General features: G+C 73.4%; 11 protein-coding genes. 6 read left to right on the top strand and 5 right to left on the bottom strand.

Annotated features, from left to right (window positions below):
• Positions 1-55 precede the first annotated feature (55 nt).
• Complete coding sequence (locus VMS22_11655) at positions 56-1,756, bottom strand: hypothetical protein (protein HXJ34677.1); 1,701 nt, start codon at positions 1,754-1,756, stop codon at positions 56-58.
• A gap of 97 nt (positions 1,757-1,853) precedes the next feature.
• Between VMS22_11655 and VMS22_11660 the strand changes: the two genes are divergently transcribed.
• Complete coding sequence (locus tag VMS22_11660; GenBank protein ID HXJ34678.1) at positions 1,854-2,606, top strand: dolichyl-phosphate beta-glucosyltransferase; 753 nt, start codon at positions 1,854-1,856, stop codon at positions 2,604-2,606.
• 13 nt (positions 2,607-2,619) lie between these two features.
• Complete coding sequence (locus VMS22_11665) at positions 2,620-3,360, top strand: class I SAM-dependent methyltransferase (GenBank protein ID HXJ34679.1); 741 nt, start codon at positions 2,620-2,622, stop codon at positions 3,358-3,360.
• On the opposite strand, the gene VMS22_11670 is transcribed toward VMS22_11665, so the two are convergent.
• Genes VMS22_11670 through VMS22_11680 form a run of 3 tightly spaced genes read right to left on the bottom strand, consistent with a single transcriptional unit; the run spans position 3,320 to position 8,117 of the window.
• Positions 3,320-5,596 carry a YfhO family protein gene (locus VMS22_11670; GenBank protein HXJ34680.1) on the bottom strand — a complete coding sequence of 759 codons (2,277 nt, stop codon included), beginning with the start codon at positions 5,594-5,596 and terminating at the stop codon, positions 3,320-3,322. The two genes, VMS22_11665 and VMS22_11670, sit on opposite strands and share 41 nt — an antisense overlap.
• Positions 5,593-7,857 carry a hypothetical protein gene (locus VMS22_11675; GenBank protein ID HXJ34681.1) on the bottom strand — a complete coding sequence of 755 codons (2,265 nt, stop codon included), beginning with the start codon at positions 7,855-7,857 and terminating at the stop codon, positions 5,593-5,595. The genes VMS22_11670 and VMS22_11675 overlap by 4 nt, the downstream gene beginning before the upstream one ends.
• Entirely contained in the window at positions 7,854-8,117 is a 264-nt protein-coding gene (locus tag VMS22_11680) for a hypothetical protein (protein HXJ34682.1), read from the bottom strand. The genes VMS22_11675 and VMS22_11680 overlap by 4 nt, the downstream gene beginning before the upstream one ends.
• A 41-nt stretch (positions 8,118-8,158) precedes the next feature.
• Between VMS22_11680 and VMS22_11685 the strand changes: the two genes are divergently transcribed.
• The 3 genes from VMS22_11685 to VMS22_11695 are packed head-to-tail and all read left to right on the top strand — an operon-like array spanning position 8,159 to position 13,817.
• Entirely contained in the window at positions 8,159-9,688 is a 1,530-nt protein-coding gene (locus VMS22_11685) for a radical SAM protein (GenBank protein ID HXJ34683.1), read from the top strand.
• 24 nt (positions 9,689-9,712) lie between these two features.
• Complete coding sequence (locus VMS22_11690; protein ID HXJ34684.1) at positions 9,713-11,746, top strand: YfhO family protein; 2,034 nt, start codon at positions 9,713-9,715, stop codon at positions 11,744-11,746.
• 37 nt (positions 11,747-11,783) lie between these two features.
• Entirely contained in the window at positions 11,784-13,817 is a 2,034-nt protein-coding gene (locus VMS22_11695) for a YfhO family protein (GenBank protein ID HXJ34685.1), read from the top strand.
• Here the strand turns inward: VMS22_11695 and VMS22_11700 are convergent.
• Positions 13,759-15,453: a glycosyltransferase family 39 protein gene (locus VMS22_11700; protein ID HXJ34686.1), complete on the bottom strand. Its 1,695-nt coding sequence runs from the start codon at positions 15,451-15,453 to the stop codon at positions 13,759-13,761. The two genes, VMS22_11695 and VMS22_11700, sit on opposite strands and share 59 nt — an antisense overlap.
• A gap of 119 nt (positions 15,454-15,572) precedes the next feature.
• Between VMS22_11700 and VMS22_11705 the strand changes: the two genes are divergently transcribed.
• Positions 15,573-17,774 (top strand): discoidin domain-containing protein, encoded by a 2,202-nt coding sequence (locus VMS22_11705; protein HXJ34687.1) that lies wholly within the window; start codon positions 15,573-15,575, stop codon positions 17,772-17,774.
• Positions 17,775-17,777 lie beyond the last annotated feature (3 nt).

The raw sequence follows: 17,777 nt of genomic DNA on the forward strand, positions 1-17,777 counted from the left end.
CGGCGCGGCAAATCGGGTACGCGCGGCACGGCTGAGCTCGGCGATGTGTTCGGAGCTAGCTCGGTCGTTCGTAGAGCACGGCGTCGCCGAAGTCCTCGACCCTTCGTAGACGAGTCCCCAGCAGCGATTCCCATTCGGCACGGTGGTCGGGTGTGATGGCGTCGCGGTGGAAGAGGACCCAGCGCGGGGCGTTCGCGAGCACGGCGTCGAGGGCTTCGGGTGCCGGGAGCCGGAGCGCGGCGTCGGCGAGCGCGCGCCACGACGCCGGCGGATACGAGGAGTAGCCGTTCAGGAGCGGCAGCCAGTGGTACGTGCTGTAGTACATGTAGGTGCTCTCCCGATGCAGGTCGACGGGGAAGATCGGCAGCTCGAGGAGCGGGCCGCCGTCGCCGTGCGCGGCGAGCCACTGATAGGCGCGCGGCACCGTCGGGCCGACGAAGATCCGCCGCGCGGCGAGCGCGCCCGGTCGCGCTTCGAGGACGAGCGCCGCCGCGACGACCAGCGGGAGCAGCGACGCGAGGCCCGCGCGGCCGCGCGCCCGCAACGTCGTGCAGAGCCATGCGAGACCGAGCGCGGCGAGGGCGACGATCGCGACCGTGGCGAGCACGCCCATGCGCTGCGGGGCGCGCATCGCGGAGAAGCCGGGGACCACGATCTGCAGCAGCCGATACGGTAGCGGGATCACGCCGCCGGGGAGCGCCGGCAGGAGCGCGATGGGTCCGCGGCTCAACACGACCCCGGCGACGAGGACGGCGACGAGCGCGCCGCGCGGCGCGCCGCGGTGGCGTGCGAGCGCGACGATTGCGAGCCCGCACGCCGTCCACCCGAGGAACTGCGGGATGCCGTCGCGCCGCGGCATCACGAACCACCCCAGCATTCCCTGCACGCCGAACTTCAGCATCGCGAGCAGCGCGAGGCTCGTCTGCTGTCCGGGGTCGCCGTAGCGCGGGAGCACACCGCTTTGCTGGAGCCACAGGTACGGCAGCGACAACGGCGCGGTGACCGCGACGGCGAGGAGCGCCGCCGTGGCGAGGGGCGCGACGGCGTGCCACGCCCGCGCGCCGAGGACGCGCGTGCCCGCGTAGACGGCGGCGAGCAGGAAGGCGGCGTAGCCCACGTAGTAGGAGCAGCCGGCGGCGAGCGCGAGCGCGATGCCGAGGAGCCCGGCGGCGCCCCAGCGCGCGCGCCGATCGACCAGCGCGTCGATCGCCAGGAGCACGATCGGATAGTACTGCGTCGAGACGATGTGCAGGTTGCCCATCTGCCACAGGCGCGCGGGCGCGACGGCGAAGGCGAGGCCGGCCACCAGCGCGACCGCGCGGTCGCGCGTCCACGAGAACGCCCACGCCGCCATGGCGAGACCCGACAGGACGAAGGTCGCGAACAGCGTCGCCTGGTGGGCCAGGACGGGGTTCCCGGTCGCGAGGTAGACGGGCCCGAAGAACGGCAGGTTGCCGAGCATGTGCTCGGAGAGAGCGAGGCTCCAGGGCGCCGGGTAGAACGCGTTGGCGTGGAAGAGCCGCGCCGGATCGGTCGTGAGCGCGTGGACGTCCCACGCGAGGATCCACATCGTGAGATTGATGTCGCGCTGCACGAGGACGCCCGACTTGCCGTAGAGCGATCGCGTCTCGAGGACGCTCGTCGCCGGATGCCGGAAGAGCGGCCAGGTGATCGCGATCGTGACGACGGCGTACAGGATGGCGGCGATCGCGACGTCACGCGGGCGCAGCGGGTGGCTCGGGCCGCCGGACGACACCGGTCGGCGGGTAGATGGAACGGCCCGCGCGGTCAAGCGGGGCGCACTGCTTGCAACCGGTGGGCACGGTCGCGGAGAATCCGCTTCCGGCCGCGGCATGGCGTCCCCCACCTCCGAGCTGACCATCGTCATCCCCGCCTACGACGAGTCGCGGCGGATCGAGGCGCGCCTGCGCGAGATCGACGCGTACGTCGCGAGCGAGCGCTGGGCCGCCGACGTGCTCGTGGTCGACGACGGCAGCACCGACGACACGGCGGGCGTCGTCGAGCGGCTGGCGCGCGATCTGGCCGTGCCCGTCGCCGTCGTGAGGTCGCAGCCGAACCAGGGCAAGGGATATGCCGTTCGCACGGGCGTGCTGCGCGCCGAAGGCCGGCTCGTCCTCGTGACCGACGCCGATCTCTCGACGCCGATGACGGAGCTCTCGAAGCTCGCGCCCGCGGCCCGTGACGGCGTGCCGGTCGTCATCGGATCGCGGCACATGGAGGGCTCGGCGGTCGAGGTCCACCAGCCGCGCCTGCGCGAGGCGATGGGCGAGGTGTTCACCACCCTCACGAGCCTCCTCGTCGTGCGCGTCAGCGACGTCACCTGCGGCTTCAAGGTCTTCACGCGCGAGGCCGCGCGCGACATCTTCTCCCGCGTGACGCTCTCCGATTGGAGCTACGACGCCGAGGCGCTCTTCCTGGCGCGGCGGCTCGGCTACGAGATCCGCGAGGTCCCGGTCCGCTGGCGCGACGCGCCGGGAACCAAGGTGCGACGGACGCGCGACGCCGTGGCGTCGCTGGTGGGCCTGGGACGCATCCTCGTGAACGCCGCCACCGGGCGCTACGACCGCGCCCCCGCGGAACGCTGAACCGGACTGCGCGATGGACGCCGCCGCCATCGAGGAGATGTCCGCCCTCGAGGACCACCACTGGTGGTTCGTCGGCAAGCGGCTCCTGGTCGCAGCGCTGCTCGGCGAGCGGCTCGCGCGCCCCGGCGTGCGCGTCCTCGACGTCGGATGCGGTACGGGCGGGGTTCTCGCCTCGCTTCCCGGACGTGCGCGCGCGGCCGGCGTCGACCGCTCGCTCCCGGCGCTCGCGCACTGCCGCCGGCGGGGGCTCGGCGCCGTCGCGGTCGCCGAGGGCGACCGCCTCCCGTTCGCGGCGGCGAGCTTCGACGTCGTCCTCATGCTCGACGTGCTCGAGCACTTCCGCGACGAAGGCGCGCTCCTGGCGGGCGTCGCACGCGTCCTCGCACCCGGCGGCGCGCTGCTCGTGAGCGTTCCCGCCTACCAGGCGCTGTGGAGCGCCCACGACGAGGTGATGCACCACGTGCGGCGCTACACGAGCGGTCGCCTGCGTGCGGCGCTCACCGCGGGCGGCTTCGCGATCGATCGCCTGACGTACACGAACCTCGCGCCGCTCGCGCCGGCGCTGGTCGTGCGCGGACTCCTGCCGCGGCTGGGCATCGGGGGCGGCGGCGGGAGCGATTTCCGGACGCATGCCGAGTGGGTCAATCGCGCGCTCGTCGCCACGTATCGCGCCGAGGCGTGGGCGGTGCGACGCCTGAGCCTCCCATGCGGCCTCAGCGTGGCGGCGGTGGCACACGTCGCCGGCGCCCGCTGACCGCGAGCCCGGCGAGCAGGACGAGCCCGACGGCGCTCGCCGCGAGTCCGCGCCGCACCGACGCCGGATGGTACTCGAAGCGGACGCGATGGCGACCGGCCGGCGCCGCCACGCCGCGGAAGAGATGGTTCACCGCCACGATGCGCGCGGGCTCGCCGTCGACCGTCGCCTGCCAGCCCGGATAGAACGTGTCCGCGAGCACGACCAGCCCCGGCGCGTCGAGCACGGCGTCGACCTCGACCGCGCGCTCCTCGTCGGCGACGATGTCGGCCGCGGCTCCGCGCGCCGGCGCGTTCGCCGCCGGTAGAACGGGAGGGTTCTCCGCGTAGCTCGCGGCCAGGGGATCGAAGTCGGGCCGGCTCACGGCCTCGAGGAGCGCGGTGGTGCTGGGCGCCGGCAGCACGCGATAGGTGACGTAGGCGCGCGGGACGCGGCGCGGGTTGTCGAACGCCACCAGATCGCCGATGGGAGCGCGCGGCACGAGCCCAGCCTTCGTGACGAAGCGCACGACGTCCGGCCGGGTCGCCACGTGGGGCGGCAGCAGGATCAGACGGACGGCGGCGAGGTCGACGAGGCGACGCCGCTCGGCCGGGTCGGGGCGCCCGCGCGGCGGATCGAGGGTGTTCATATAGCCGGCGAACATGTACGGCGGCCGGCTCGGCTCGGTCGCGCCGTCCCAGAGGTAGGTCATGTACTCGCCGTGGCGGCGCGTGACGAGCGGCTCGTAGTCGTCGAACGAGCGCACGCCGAACAGGGTCGGCAGCTTGGGGTTGAGGTCGACCGGCGGCAGGCCGGTGAAGAGCCACACCCGATCGTGTCCGAGCAGGCCACGCAGCTCGTCGTAGATGGCGCGCCGGTCGTGGATCAGGGTGGCCGCGCCCTGGTCGAACGGGAAGCGCAGGCGGCGTCGCGGCGCCGCGGCGAGATCGACGGCGACGACCGTCACCAGGACGAGGGCCGCGACGCCGCGGACGGTGGCGCTCGCCGGTCGCAGCGCGACGAACCCGAGCGTCGCCGCCGCGACCACGACCGCGCCGACGCCCGCGTTGGCCGTCGCCTTCCCCCCGATGACGAGCGCGAGCATCGCGCAGGCGAGCGTCGCCGCGCCGACGGCGCGGCCCCGCGATCCCGCCGCTCCGAGCACGGCTTCGAGACCGGCGGCGGCGAGCATCGCGTAGCAGAAGTCGACGACGAAGAGCGCCCGGGTCGGAATGCGGAACCAGGCGAGGCCCGGCAGATGGAGGAGGAGGTGGAAGATCGGCGTCAGCGGCCCGAGTGCGAACAGCAGCGCGGTCGCGCCGAACCCGGCCGCCCACAGCGCGACCGGGCGCTGCGGCCCACGGGCGAACGCGAGCGGCAGCAGCAGGAGCGCCGGCACGCCGAAGGCGAGCGGATGACGCGCCAGCGACAGATGCGTCAGGAAATCCCACGCGACGTTGCCGATGATGCCGCCGCCCATCGGAAAGATCTGTCGGAGCGGCAGCGCGCGCGTGCTGCGGACGCTGTCGGCCGTCAGCTCCATGGTGGGCGCGAGCTGCGCTCCGGCAAGGAGCGCGCCCAGCGCGAGCGCGGCGCCGAAGGCGACGGCGCGGCCGAGCGCGGGCGCCGGGCCGGGACGCTCTGCGGCGAGCAGCACGAGGAAGAGCGTCGCCCACGCGTACAGGAGATAGAGCGTGTTCTGCGGGTAGCCGGCGAGCAGGCTCGAGCCCGCCGAGATCGCGAGGAGGAGGGCGCCACGCCGGGGGCTCCCGCGCGCGAGGTCGACGGTGGCGAACGCGCCGAGCGGAAGCCACGCGGCCGACTCGATCGCCGCCGGCCAGTAGAGGAGGTAGACCATGTGACCGCGGCACGCGAAGAGCAGCGCGGCGAGCGCCGCCGGCGCGAGCCCGAGCCCGATCCGCCGCGCGAAGAGCGCCGTGGTGAGCGCGATGAAGAGGAGGTGGCCGATGCTCGAGATCGCCATCCCCGTGTGCACCGGCAGGAGGAGGTAGACGAGGTGGGGCGGATAGAAGAGGCCGGTCTGGAGCGTCGCGAGCCACGGCAGCCCGCAGAGCTGATACGGGTTCCACAGCGGCAGCGTGCCGGCGCCGAGGCGCCCGTAGGCGCCCTCGTAGGCGGGATAGAAGTAGCCGAAGAGATCGCCGTTCGCGAGGTAGATGTCGTCACCCGGGACGACCCGCACGGCCCAGAAGAGCGCAACGAAAGCCGCGAGCGCGAGCAAAACGGCGCGCGTCACGACGGCGTGGCCCCGCGCCGCAGCAGCACGACGAGCACAACCGTGCCCGCGAGGCTCGCGACGACACCGATCGGCAGCGACGCGGGCCGGTACTCGAAGCGCACGCGGTGGCGCCCCGCCGGGGCGGCGACGCCGCGGAAGAGGTGGTTCGTCGCGACGATCGGCGCGGGGGCGCCGTCGACCGTGGCGCGCCAGCCGGGATAGAACGTGTCGGCGAGCACGACGAGCCCCGGCGCGGCGAGCGTCGCCTCGAGCTCGACGACGGTCGTGTCGTCGATCGTGATGGTGGCCGCGTCGCCCCGCGGCGGCGCGCTCGGGTCGGCGACGAACGGCGCGTCGCCCTCGACGTAGCTCGACACGAGCGGATCGAAGTTGGGCCGGCTCATCGCGTCGAGCAGGGCGTCGACGTCGGGCGCGGGCGCCGTCCGATAGGTGACGTAGGCGCGCGGGAGGCTCCACGGGTTCGTGAGCGCGGGGACGTCGAAGAGCCGTCCGCGCGAGACGAGCGGGATCCGCTCGACAAACGGCTCGATGTCCGTGCGCTTCAGCGTCGGCGTCGGGAAGAGGACCAGCTTCACGGCGGCGAGGTCGAGCAGGCGGCGCCGCGTGGCGGGCGCCGGGCGGCCGTGCGGCGCCGTCAGCGTGTTCAGGTAGCCGTCGAACGTGTAGGTCGCTCTGGCCGACGTCGCCGAGCCCTCCCAGAGGTACGTGAAGTACTCGGACTGGCGGCGGGTCACGAGCGGCTCGTAGTCGTCGAAGGAGCGGACGCGGTACAGCGTCGGGATCTTGGGGCCGATCTCGACCGCGGGCATTTCGGTCGTGAACAGCCAGAAGCGATCCGGGCCGACGAGCTTCCCGATCTCCTCGTAGAGCGGTGCGCTGCCGGCCACGCGCCGGGCGACGTCGGCGCCGTACGGAAAGGCGAGCCCGCGCGTCGGCGCGAGGACGACGTCGAGCGCGGCGAGCACGACGAGCGCCGGGATCGCGGCCGATCGAGCGCGATCCGGCGCGACGGCCGCTGCGCCGAGCGTCGCGACGGCCGCCCACGCGAGCCAGGCGGGCGCGTTGGTCGCGATGGCGCCGCGGGCTGCGAGGATCGCGAGCATCGCCGCACATGCGGTAGCGACGACCGCGGGTCCGCGACGCGTCGTCCGTGCCACCGCGTCGAGCCCGATCGCGGCCAGGATCGCGAAGCCGAAGTCGACGACGAAGAGGGCGTAGGGCGGCACGCGGAACCAGCCGAGGCCCGGCAGCCGGCGCAGGACGTCGAACGCGGGCGTCACCGGGCCGAGGGCGTAGCCGAGCGCGGCGAGGCCGAGGACGAACGCGCCCCAGGCGAGGGCGCGCGGCGCGCCCCACGCGAGCGCCGGCGCCACGAGCGCCGCCCCGACCACACCGAGCGCGAGCGGGCTCCGGCCGAAGGCGGCGTTGCGCAGGAACGCGACCGTCGGGTTCGCGAGCACGGCGCCTCCCATCGGGAACATCTGTGCCACCGTGAGCGTACGCGCGCCGCGGCTTCCCTGGCTTCCGAGCTCCATGCCCGGCGCGAGATGGACACCGGCGACGAGCACGCCGACGGCGAGCGCGACCGCGAAGCCGAGCGCGACCGTTCCCCACCTGCGAGCCGGCGGGCGCGCTGCCACCAGGAAGGCCGCGCAGAGCACCGCCCACGCGTAGGCGGTATACACCGTCATCTGCGGGTTGCCCGCGAGCAGGCTCGCGCCGGTGGCGAGCGCGAGGAGCCCCACGGCGCGCCATCCACCGCCGCGCGCGAGGTCGACGGCCGCGATCGCACCGACCGGAAGCCACGCTGCCGCCTCGAAGCTCGGCGGCCAGTAGACGAGATCGGTCACATGCCCGCGGCACGCGAACAGGAGCGCGGCGAGCGCCGCCGGCACGACGCCGAGCCCGATGCGGCGCGCGAAGGCCGCCGTGCCGAGCGCGAAGAGGACGAGATGCGCCGCCGCGGAGACCGCCATCGCGCTGTGTGTCGGCAGGAGGAGGTAGACCAGGTGCGGCGGATAGAAGACGGCGGTCTGCAGCGTCGCCAGCCATGGCTCGCCGCAGAGCTGATAGGGGTTCCAGCGCGGCAGCTCACCGGACGCGAGGCGCGCGAACGTCGCCGCGTAGGCGGGATAGTAGTAGCCGTAGAGATCCGCGTTCTTGAGGACGATGCGATCACCGGGAACGATGCGCGTCGCCCAGAAGACGACGACCAGGAACGCCAGGACGCCGGCGAATGCGAGACGGCGCGCGCTCACCGGACGAGCGCCACGACGAGACCCGCGAGGACGAGGGCCGTTCCGACGAGCCAGCCGGGGTCGCGCTGCAGGCGGGGGCGCACCGAGCTGTCGCGTACCCACTCCGCATGGCCTCCGACACCTCCGACGCTCGCGCGCACGAGCCGTACGAGGAGCGCCATGTGGATCGCGAGGCCGGCGGCCATGCATGCGAGTGCGACCCACGGTGCCCCGCGCCACACGGCCCAAACGAGCAGTGCGAGCGTGACGGCGACGATCATACGGTCGGGTTTTTCCTTGACAATTCCGCAGTCTCCGGCCCATGGTACGGTCAGTGCGGGTGTTGTTCTACTACCGGGGGATCGAGAACCTCGGGGTCGGATACCTCATGTCCATGTTGAAGCACCATGGGCACGAGATCGACCTCATCTTCGACCCCGGCCTCGACGACAATCTCTTCATCAAGGCGCCGCACCTCGCCTGGATGAACCGCCACGAGGCGCTGCTCGAGCGCGCCAAGACCTTCAGGCCGGACCTGGTCGCGATCGGATCGCCGACCAACATCTGGCCCTTCGCCTCGACGATGGCCGAGAAGCTGAAGCAAGCGCTCGGCGTGCCGATCGTCGTCGGCGGCCACCACGCGCAGGCGCTGCCCGGCTACGTGCTCGAGAACCCGAACGTCGACATGGTGTGCACCGGCGAGGGCGAGATCGCGCTGCTCGAGGTCGTCGACCGCATGGCGCGGGGCGAGAGCTACACCGACGTCCCCACCATGTGGGTGAAGAAGGACGGGATGATCCATCGCAACGAGATGGGCGAGCTCGAGAACGAGCTCGACAACTTCCCGTTCCCGGAGAAGCAGCTCTGGTGGGACTACGGCTGCTTCAGGGACAACCTCGAGATCTTCACGGGACGCGGCTGCCCGTTCAAGTGCACGTTCTGCAACATCCACTACCAGCGCGAGATCTTCGCCGGGAAGGGCGACTTCCTGCGCAAGCGGTCGATCCCGAACGTGATGGCGGAGTTCAAGCAGAACCTCGCCAAGTACGACGTCAAGTTCGTCTCCATCCACGACGACAACTTCACCACCAACCCGCACTGGGTGGAGGAGTTCTGCGAAGCGTACCGCAGGGAGGTGAACCTCCCCTGGTACTGCTTCGGCTACCCGACCACGATCAAGCCGAAGCTCCTGAAGGCCATGAAGAGCGCCAACTGCGCCACGATCTTCATGGGCGTCGACTCCGGCGACGCCGACATCCGCCGCCAGATCATGGAGCGGCCGATGACGGACGAGCTGATCGTGAAGGCCGCGCAGGCGATCAAGGACCACGGCATCGGCATCCAGGCGTCCTGCATCTACGGCAATCCGGGCGAGACGCCCGAGCAGATGTTCAAGACCCTCGCGATGGTGGACCGGATCCAGCCGACGCAGAGCTCGGCGTACATCTTCTACCCGTTCCCGAAGACGAAGATGTACGACATCGCCGTGAAGATGGGCTACCTCGACGCCGAAGGCGAGCAGAAGGTGCGGCTCGGCATCTCGGGCTACCACCACGAATCGATCCTGCGGCACCCGCACAAGGAGCTCGCCGAGACGTTCGCGAAGATGACGCCCATCTACGCGCGCGCGCCCGAGTTCGCGAAGCCGTTCCTGCGCTGGATGATCAGGCGGCGCATGAAGCGGCTGGCGCTCTTCCTGTACGTGTGCCTCATCCCGCTCACCTTCCCCTTCCTCGGCATGGAAGGCATCAAGGTGACGCTCCGCATGGCGTGGAAGGCCGTTCGCAATCAGCGCCCGCCGCGCCCCCAGACGAAGTCGTTGCCGGCTCCGCCGGCCACTCAAGCTGCGTAGCGCTGCGGGAGTCGCGCGAGCGACGTGACGCAGCCCCGCGAATCGGCCCGCGGACGCCGGTGGAGCTGTCTCGTGGCGCTCGCCGCCGCCGCGGTGGTGATCGTGTGTCTCGAGTGGGGTGGCGGCGTATGGAGCCGCGTCGGCAGCTTCGATCTCCACACGCTCTACATCCCCAAGTACGAGGCCGTCGTGCACGCGCTGTTCCGCGAGGGCCGGCTGCCGCTCTGGAACCCGTACGAGTTCTGCGGCCTGCCGCTCCTCGGCATCCCGCACGCTGCCGCGTTGTACGTCCCGATGTGGCTCACCTTCGGGCTCCTGCCGCCGTATCTCGCGCTGCAGGCGTTCTACGCCCTGCACGTCGTGATCCTCGCCCTGGGGGCGCTCGTGTACCTCCGCCGCCACGCGACGCCGCCCTGGGCCGCTGCGGTCGTTCCCGCCGTCGCGACCGCTGGCCTCATCAGCGACTTCGGGTACAACGGGTACGACCACCCGAGCTTCATCGCGAGCGTCGCCTGGCTCCCGTGGATGCTGCTCGTCGTGGAGGAGGGGACGCGCAGCGGCCTGCGTCCGTGGTCGGGCATCCTGGCGCTCCTAGTCGCCGGGCAGTGGTTCGCCGGCTACCCGGACTTCCCGATGGACGCCGCGGTGCTGCTGTCCTTGTTCGCGCTCATCGCCGGCGGGCGCGCATGGCCGCGCGCGCTCGCGATGGTGGTGATCGGCTTCGGCCTCGGCAGCCTGGTCGCCGCCGCACAGCTCCTGCCGCTCAGCGACGCGCTCGCCGAGAGCGCGCGCAGCGATCCGTCCGTGCCGTTCGCCGCCGGACGCGAGGTGTTCGCCGTCGCGTCGCCGGGGCAGTTCGTGAGCGACCTCGTCGCCCGCCAGGGCGTCGTCGTGCCGATCGTCGCGATCCTGGGCGCGACCCAGCGGGGCCGCGTGGTCGTCGCCTGGCTGGCGGCGCTCGTCTGGGCGCTCTTCGCGCTCAATCGGCCGTTCGTGTGGCTCTACCATCTGCCCGCGTTTGCGGGCATCCGGTTCCCGTTCGGGTGGAGCGGGCTCGCGCCCGTCTTCCTAGCCTGCCTCGCCGCGCGCGGGCTCGCGGCGATCGCGGCGGCGCGCTCGTGGGCGCGCCCGATCGCGTTCGCCCTCGCCCTCGCGATCGTCGGCGAGTCGGCCCGCATCATCGTCGACGTGCCGAATCGGCTGCCCAAGCGGGGCCCCGACGCCGTGCAGGTGGAGAAGCGGATGCAGGTCGTGTGGGAGCTGGTGGGGCCGCGCCTCGACACCGAGCGCTTCCTGTCGCCGATCGACGCCCTCGCCGGTGCCGCCCTTCGCTATCGCATGCCGTCGCCGATGGGGTGGGAGCCGTCGCTCGCGCCGCGTCGCGTGGCGCGTCTGCTGCAGTTCGCGGGGCTGGGCGGAGGCGGCGCGCGCCAGGCCTCGGCGTGGAAGCCGGTGGCACGCCGTGCGCCGATCGTGAACCTGCTCGGCGTCGGTCCCGCCGTCGTCGGCAAGGACGCCGCGGTGTCCATGTGGCTGGCGCACTTCCGCCTCCTCGGCGTGGTGCCGCCGGACGACGCCCTCCTGCACGCGCCGGGCGTTCCGCGCGCCCGCCTCGTGCACCGGATGGAGGTCGTGTGGACCGACGATGCGGCGTTCGAGCAGGTCGCCAAGCACGCCGAGGACGCGCCGCACGTCGTCGTGCTCGAGGCGCCGGACTCGTCGCCGGTCGTCGTCGACGTGCCGGCGGCCATCACCGAGAGCGTTGCGATCGTCGAGAACCGGTCCGAATGGGTGGCGATCGAGGTCGACGCGGCCCAGCCCGGCGTGCTCGTGCTCACCGACACCTACTACCGCGGCTGGGAAGCGACGCTCGACGGCCAGCGGACGCCGATCCTGCGCGCCGACTACGCGTTCCGCGGCGTCGCGGTGCCGAGCGGATCCCACCGCGTGGAGTTCCGCTATCGTCCGCCCTCGGTGTGGCTCGGCATGCTCCTTTCCACCGCCGGGCTTCTGATCGTCGTGGCGATCCTGCGATCACCGCGCTCGTCGCCGGTTTGACAGCGCCGCACACGCGCGCGATGCGGGAGCCGTGGGGATGACGGGGGCGCCGGCGGCCGCCCGCCGCGGCCGCGCCGCAGCCGATCTGGCGCTCGCGCTGGGCGTCGCGGCGAGCATCGTCGCGTGCCTGCTCGTGCAGGGCGGCGTGTGGGAGCGGGTCGGCGGTGGCGACCTCCACGGGACGTACCTCCCCAAGTACGAGGCGGCGGCACACGCCGTCCTCGCCCGGCACCGTCTCCCGCTGTGGAACCCGTACGAGTTCTGCGGCCTGCCGCTCCTCGGCGTCGGTCACGGCGCGGTGCTCTATCCGCCGACCTGGGCGGCGTTCGGCTTCCTTCCCCGCTGGCAGGCGCTCCAGGCGTTCTACGCGTTTCACGTCGTCCTGCTCGCCTACGGGGCGATCCTCTACCTCCGCCGGCACGGGATCGGTCTCCTCGGCGCCGCGATCGTGCCCGCGGTCGCGGTCGCGGGCCTCTTCGGTGCGCCGTCGCGCGCCGGCTACGACCACCCGAGCTTCCTCGCGAGCGTCGCGTGGCTGCCGTGGATGCTGCTCGCGGCGGAGCGCGCCGCGACCGACGGCGGGCGGCGGTGGCTCGGGCTGCTCGCACTCGCGACCTGCGCGCAGTGGCTCGCGGGCTATCCTGATTTTCCGCTCGACAGCGCGGTCCTGGTCGCGATCGTGACGCTGGTCGGCGTCGAGGCCCCGCTCGCGCGCAAGGTCGGCGTGGTCGCGCTCGGGCTCGGTCTCGGCGCGGCCCTCGCCGCGGCGCAGATCCTGCCGCTCGCGGAGGCCGTCAGCCAGAGCCCGCGGGCGGGGCAGGACGACTTCTATGCCGGCGTGCGCGGCATCCTCGCCGTCGGCTCGGCGGACACGTTCGTGAACGACCTCGTCGAGCGACAGGGGCTCGCCGCGCTCCTGCTCGCGATCGGCAGCGCGCTCGCGCCGTCGCGCATGCGGCTCGGCTGGGCGGTGGCTCTCGTCTGGGCGCTGTTCGCGCTCAATCGGCCGTTCGTCTGGCTGTACCGCCTTCCGCCCTTCACGACGGTGCGGTTCGCCCTCGGATGGTCGGGTCTCGCGCCGGTGCTGCTCGGGCTGCTCGCCGCGGCGACCATCGATGCGGGATGGCGGCGGGGCGCGTGGACGCGACGCCTCGTCGTCCTGCTCGCCCTCGTCGCGATGGCGCAGAGCTCCTGGCTCATCACCACCGCGCCGCTCCACATGGCGCACCCCGCTCCGGATCTGCGCCGCGTCGGGCGGCGCGTTGCGGAGCTGCGCAAGCTCGGCCTCGGATCGGATCGCTTCGTCGGCGCGGCGGAGCTCGCCGCCGGCGCACCGCTGCGCTACGGCCTCGCGTCGCCGAGCGGCTACGAGCCGTCGCTGCCGCCGCGGCGGATCGTCCGCCTGCTGGACGCAGCGGCCCTGTCCGAGTCGGGGCTCTACCGCCCGCAGACCTGGCCGCGCATCGCCGACAACGCGCCGCTCTCGGCGCGGCTCGGGATCGGCTGGCTCGTGGCGCCGCCCGCCGCCGCGGGGGGCCTCATGGCCCACGGCTTCGAGATGATGGGTACGGTCGAGGGCGGCGAGGTGGCGGTGCGCCAGGCCGCGACGCCGCGCGCCCGGCTCGTCCACCGGGTGACGGTCGTCGACGACGAGGACGCGAGCTTCGCGGAGGTCGTGCGGCAGGGCGCCGACGCCGACGTCGCCGTGCTCGAGCGCGGCGAGCCCGAGCCGCGGCTCGGTGTCCCCACCGGCGCCGAGAAGGCGACGATCGTCGAGAGCGAGCCGGAGCGCGTCGTCGTCGACGTCGAAGCCGCCGCCGACGCGATGCTCGTCGTGACCGACACCTTCTATCCCGGATGGACGGCGCGCGTGGGCGACCGGCCGGCGCCCATCCGGCGCGTCGACTTCGCCTTCCGCGGCGTCGACGTTCCCGCCGGCCGCACGCGCGTGCAGCTTCGCTACGCCCCGCGCTCGGTACGGGTGGGCCTCGGCGTGAGCCTCCTGGCGCTCGTCATCGCGCTGGGGCTGGTGGCGGCGCGGCGTCGGGCGCCGGCAGCTCCCACACGGTGAGGTTCGGGCCCGGCCGCACGATGCGATCGAAGCCGACCAGCGGCACGTAGTTGGCGTCGATCGGATCATAGACGACGCCGTCCAGCGGCTCCTCGAAGCCGCGGAAGTCGGCGACGATCCTCCCGCCCGCCGCCTCGAGCCGTTCGCGGTAGACCGCGGGCGGCTCCCCCGATCGCACGACGACCGGGTGGTGCGTCATCACGACGTAGCGGTCGCGCGGCTGCCAGTCGGGGCCGAAGCCGCCGAAGACGCCGCCCAGGTAGCGGCGCGGATAGGTCGCCGCGCGATCGACGGCGCCGCGCGCGAGCAGCTCGTCGGCCCACGGGCGCCAGGCGATGCGCACGGTCGTCTCGTCGAGCGGGAGGAGCGGGTTCGGGTGGCCGTTCGCGCTCGGCAGCGTGATGCGCGTGCCCGGCGGGACGTGCGTGCGGATCCACTCGCCGGCGAGGGCGCGGGTGTCGTCGCGCCCGAGCAGGCGGACGTACTCGGCCGCGCGCACGGCGGGGATCGCGGTCGCGGCGGCGAGGACCAGCGTCGTCGCGACCGCGGCGTGGCGCGGCGACGCGAGCCGCCCGATCGCCGCGGTGCCGATGCCCGCGAGAGCCGCGACGAGCGGCGCCGCCGGCGCCAGGTAGCGAGCGTGCAGCCGGCCCTGGCCGGCGAGCACGGCTGCGTACGCCAGCGGGAACGCGACGAGCACGAGCGCCTCGCGCGGGCGCGCCCGCAGCGCCGCCGCGATGCCGACGAGCGCGAGCCCGGTCGCCGCGGGGCCGATGACGATCCACCACAAGGTCCTGAACGGCAGCGCGAACGACCCGACCAGGCCCTGCGTCGCGCCGGCCGTAAACCACGCCGCGGTGAGGAAGCCCCGGAAGTCGAGGAACGAGTACGGGCACACGATCGCGTAGGCGACGACGGCGACCGCGGCTGCGCCGGCGAGCCGGCGCAGGCACCCGACCACGCCAGCCTCGCCCGCGAGCGCGGCGGCGACGGCGACCGGCACCAGGACCGGAAAGACGCTGTGCTTGGTCGCGAGCGCGACGCCGCCGCAGACGGCGGTCGCCACGAGATCGCGCCGGCGCCCGGAGCGCACGGCCCGCATGCCGAGCAGGGTCGCGAGGGTGACTGCGGTGCCGGCAGGGACGTCGTACCAGACGTAGTGCGACTCGCGGACGTGGATGAACGAGACGGCGAGCAGCAGGATCGCGCAGGCGGCGCCCGGCGGACCGGCGACGACGCCGGCGGCGCGCCCGGCGAGCACGAGCGCCAGCAGGCTCGCCGCCAGCACGATCAGCCGGCCGACGACGAAGAACGGGAACGGATCGCGCACGAACGCCGCCAGCAGGTCGAGCCGATCCTTGAAGCGCCCCGAGAGGTACCCGACCGCGTACACGGCGGTGTACGCGACGCGCAGCGTGTAGATGAACGCCGTCCCATGGAAGAGGGAGAGCGGACGCCAGTCGTGGCGGACGATCTCCGCGATCGCCGTGCCCGTCGGCACCTCCAGCTCGGGCTGCAGGTAGGGGTGCCAGAGGGGATGGATGCGAAGCAGGGCGCCGAGGAGGAAGGCCGCCCACGCGACGCGCCGCCACCACGCGCGCGCGGCCGTCGGCGCCTGGCTCGGCTCGGCGTCCACGCGGTCGCGTTCTAGTGACGTCGCGCGCGGCGGGCAAGCTCGCGGCGCCCGCGCACGAAATTGCGGCCCGGGGCCCCGCGCGTCTACACTGCGCGCGCTCGATGCGAGACGGCGTCCCTGTGACCCGGCCCCAGGCACCCGATGGGCCACGCCGACTCGCGTGGCTCGTCGTCCTCGCGATCTACGTCGCGCTCTCGCTCTACGAGCAACGCACGCTGCTGCCGGGGATCGCCCACGACGTCTACGCTCAGGCGATGCTCGGGAACGACTGCCTGCTGCACGTCTGGACGCTCGCCTGGGATCACCACGCGCTCGCGACGCAGCCGTGCGCCCTGTTCGACGCCAACATCTTCCACCCCGAGACCCGCACGCTCCTCTATTCGGATCACCTGCTCGGGCTGGCCGTGCTGCTGGCGCCGCTGCGCCTCCTCACCGACAACGCGCTCCTCGTCCACAACCTCGCGACGCTCGCGGCGCCGGTGCTGGACGCGCTCGCCGCCTACGCGCTCGCCTGGGAGCTGGGGCGCCGGCGCACGGCCGCGTTCGTGGCGGGCCTCGTGTACGGCTTCGCGCCGCTGCGCTTCGCGGCCGACCGCTGCCAGATCCAGATGCTGGTCGCGTGGTGGCTGCCGCTCGTCCTGCTCTTCGCCCGCCGCGCGATCGTACGGGGGCGCGTCGCCGACGCGTGTCTCGCCGGCGTGGCGCTCGCGCTGCAGGGGCTCTCGGGTGTGTACCTCACCGCGTACTTCCTGCCGTTCCTCGCGCTCGCGCACGTCCTGTGGCTCCGGCGCTACCCGCCGCGCGCGCACCGTCGCGGCTGGACGGCGCTCGTCCTGGCGGAGCTCGCCGCGGTGGCCGTCCTGGTGCCGCCGTCGCTCGCGTATCGGGCGGTGCAGGCCGAGCTCGGGACCACGCGCGCGCTCTACACGAACGCGCTCCTCTCGCTGCAGCTCGAGGCGCCGCCGGGGAACGTCTCGTTCTCGACGCTCCCGACCCTGGCGCCCTGGGTGACCCTGCCGTCCCTCGTCCCGGTGCTGACCCTCGCGACGCTCGTCGGCGCCGCGCTGCTCCTGTGGCGGCGCCTGCCGCGCGACCTCGCCCTCGAAGGCCCGCTCTTCGTCGCGATCGCGCTCGGCGGGCTCGTGCTCGCCCTGGGGCCGATCCTGCCCGTGCCCGGCGGCGGTGCGGTCCCGGGGCCGTATCGCCTGCTGCTCCTCGTCCCCGGCTTCGATGCGCTGCGCGCGCCCGGACGCTTCGTGCACGTGGCGCTCCTCGGCGCCGCCATCCTGTCGGCCGGCGCGATCGTCGCCCTCGGCGACGCCACGACGCGATGGGGACGGGCGGCGCTGCTCCTCGGCGTGCTGGGCGCCCTCGCGATCGAATCCGTTCCGCCGGAGCCGATGCCGACGATCCGCGCGCCGGATCGCGCCGCCGACGCGCCCATCACGGGCTGGCTCGCACGCCACCGCACGAGTGTGCGCGCGATGCTGCTGCCGGTCGACGCCTACGGCCTCTCGGCCGCCATGCACCAGTACACGACCACCTGGCACTGGGCGCCGGTCGTGAACGGCAGCAGCGGGATCGTGCCGCCGATGTACCCCTTCGTCCTGCGCGAGATCGACCGCTTCCCCGACGACGACGTGGTGGCCGACCTGCGGGCGCTCGGCGCGACGCACGTGGTGGCGCAGCTCGCGCGCATGCGGCCGCTGCGGGACGGGCGGCTCGATGCGGCGCTCGCGCGGCCGCACCCGAGCTTGAAGCGCGTCCTCGCGCACCGGGGGACGGTCGTCCTGGCGATCCGCCCGCGCCTGCGTCCCGCGCACCTCGTCATGCCGGGGCCGCACCTGGATCGCTCGCGCTGGACGGCGACGGCCTCACACGCCGCCGGCCAGGCGGGGCTCGCGATCGACGCCGACGTCGAGACCTACTGGGGGAGCTGGTCCGATCTCGAAGCGGGGCTCCGCCGCTGGTACCAGCCGGTGCCGTTCATGGAGCGCGTCGCGGCCTTCGACGCGAGCCTGCCGGTGCGCCTCGAGATCGACTTCGGCGAGCCCATCCTCGTTTCGGCGCTCGAGATCCGGCTCGCCGGGACCGACGCGCTGCTCATGCCGAACGTCGCCGTGGAGCTGTCGTCCGACGGCGACGCCTGGCAGCCGATCGGGCGCCTGCAGCCCATGCCGACGATCCGCGGCCTGGTCGAGTACCCGCGCGTGGGACGGGTCGGCGTCCGCTTCGACGCGCCGGTGCGGGCGCGGCGCCTGCGCCTGCTCGGGACGGGCCTCGAGATGCGCGTCGCCGACGTTCGCGTCTACGGACCATGAGCG

Source organism: Candidatus Eisenbacteria bacterium (assembly GCA_035577985.1).
Lineage (GTDB): Bacteria > Desulfobacterota > Binatia > DP-6 > DP-6 > DATJZY01.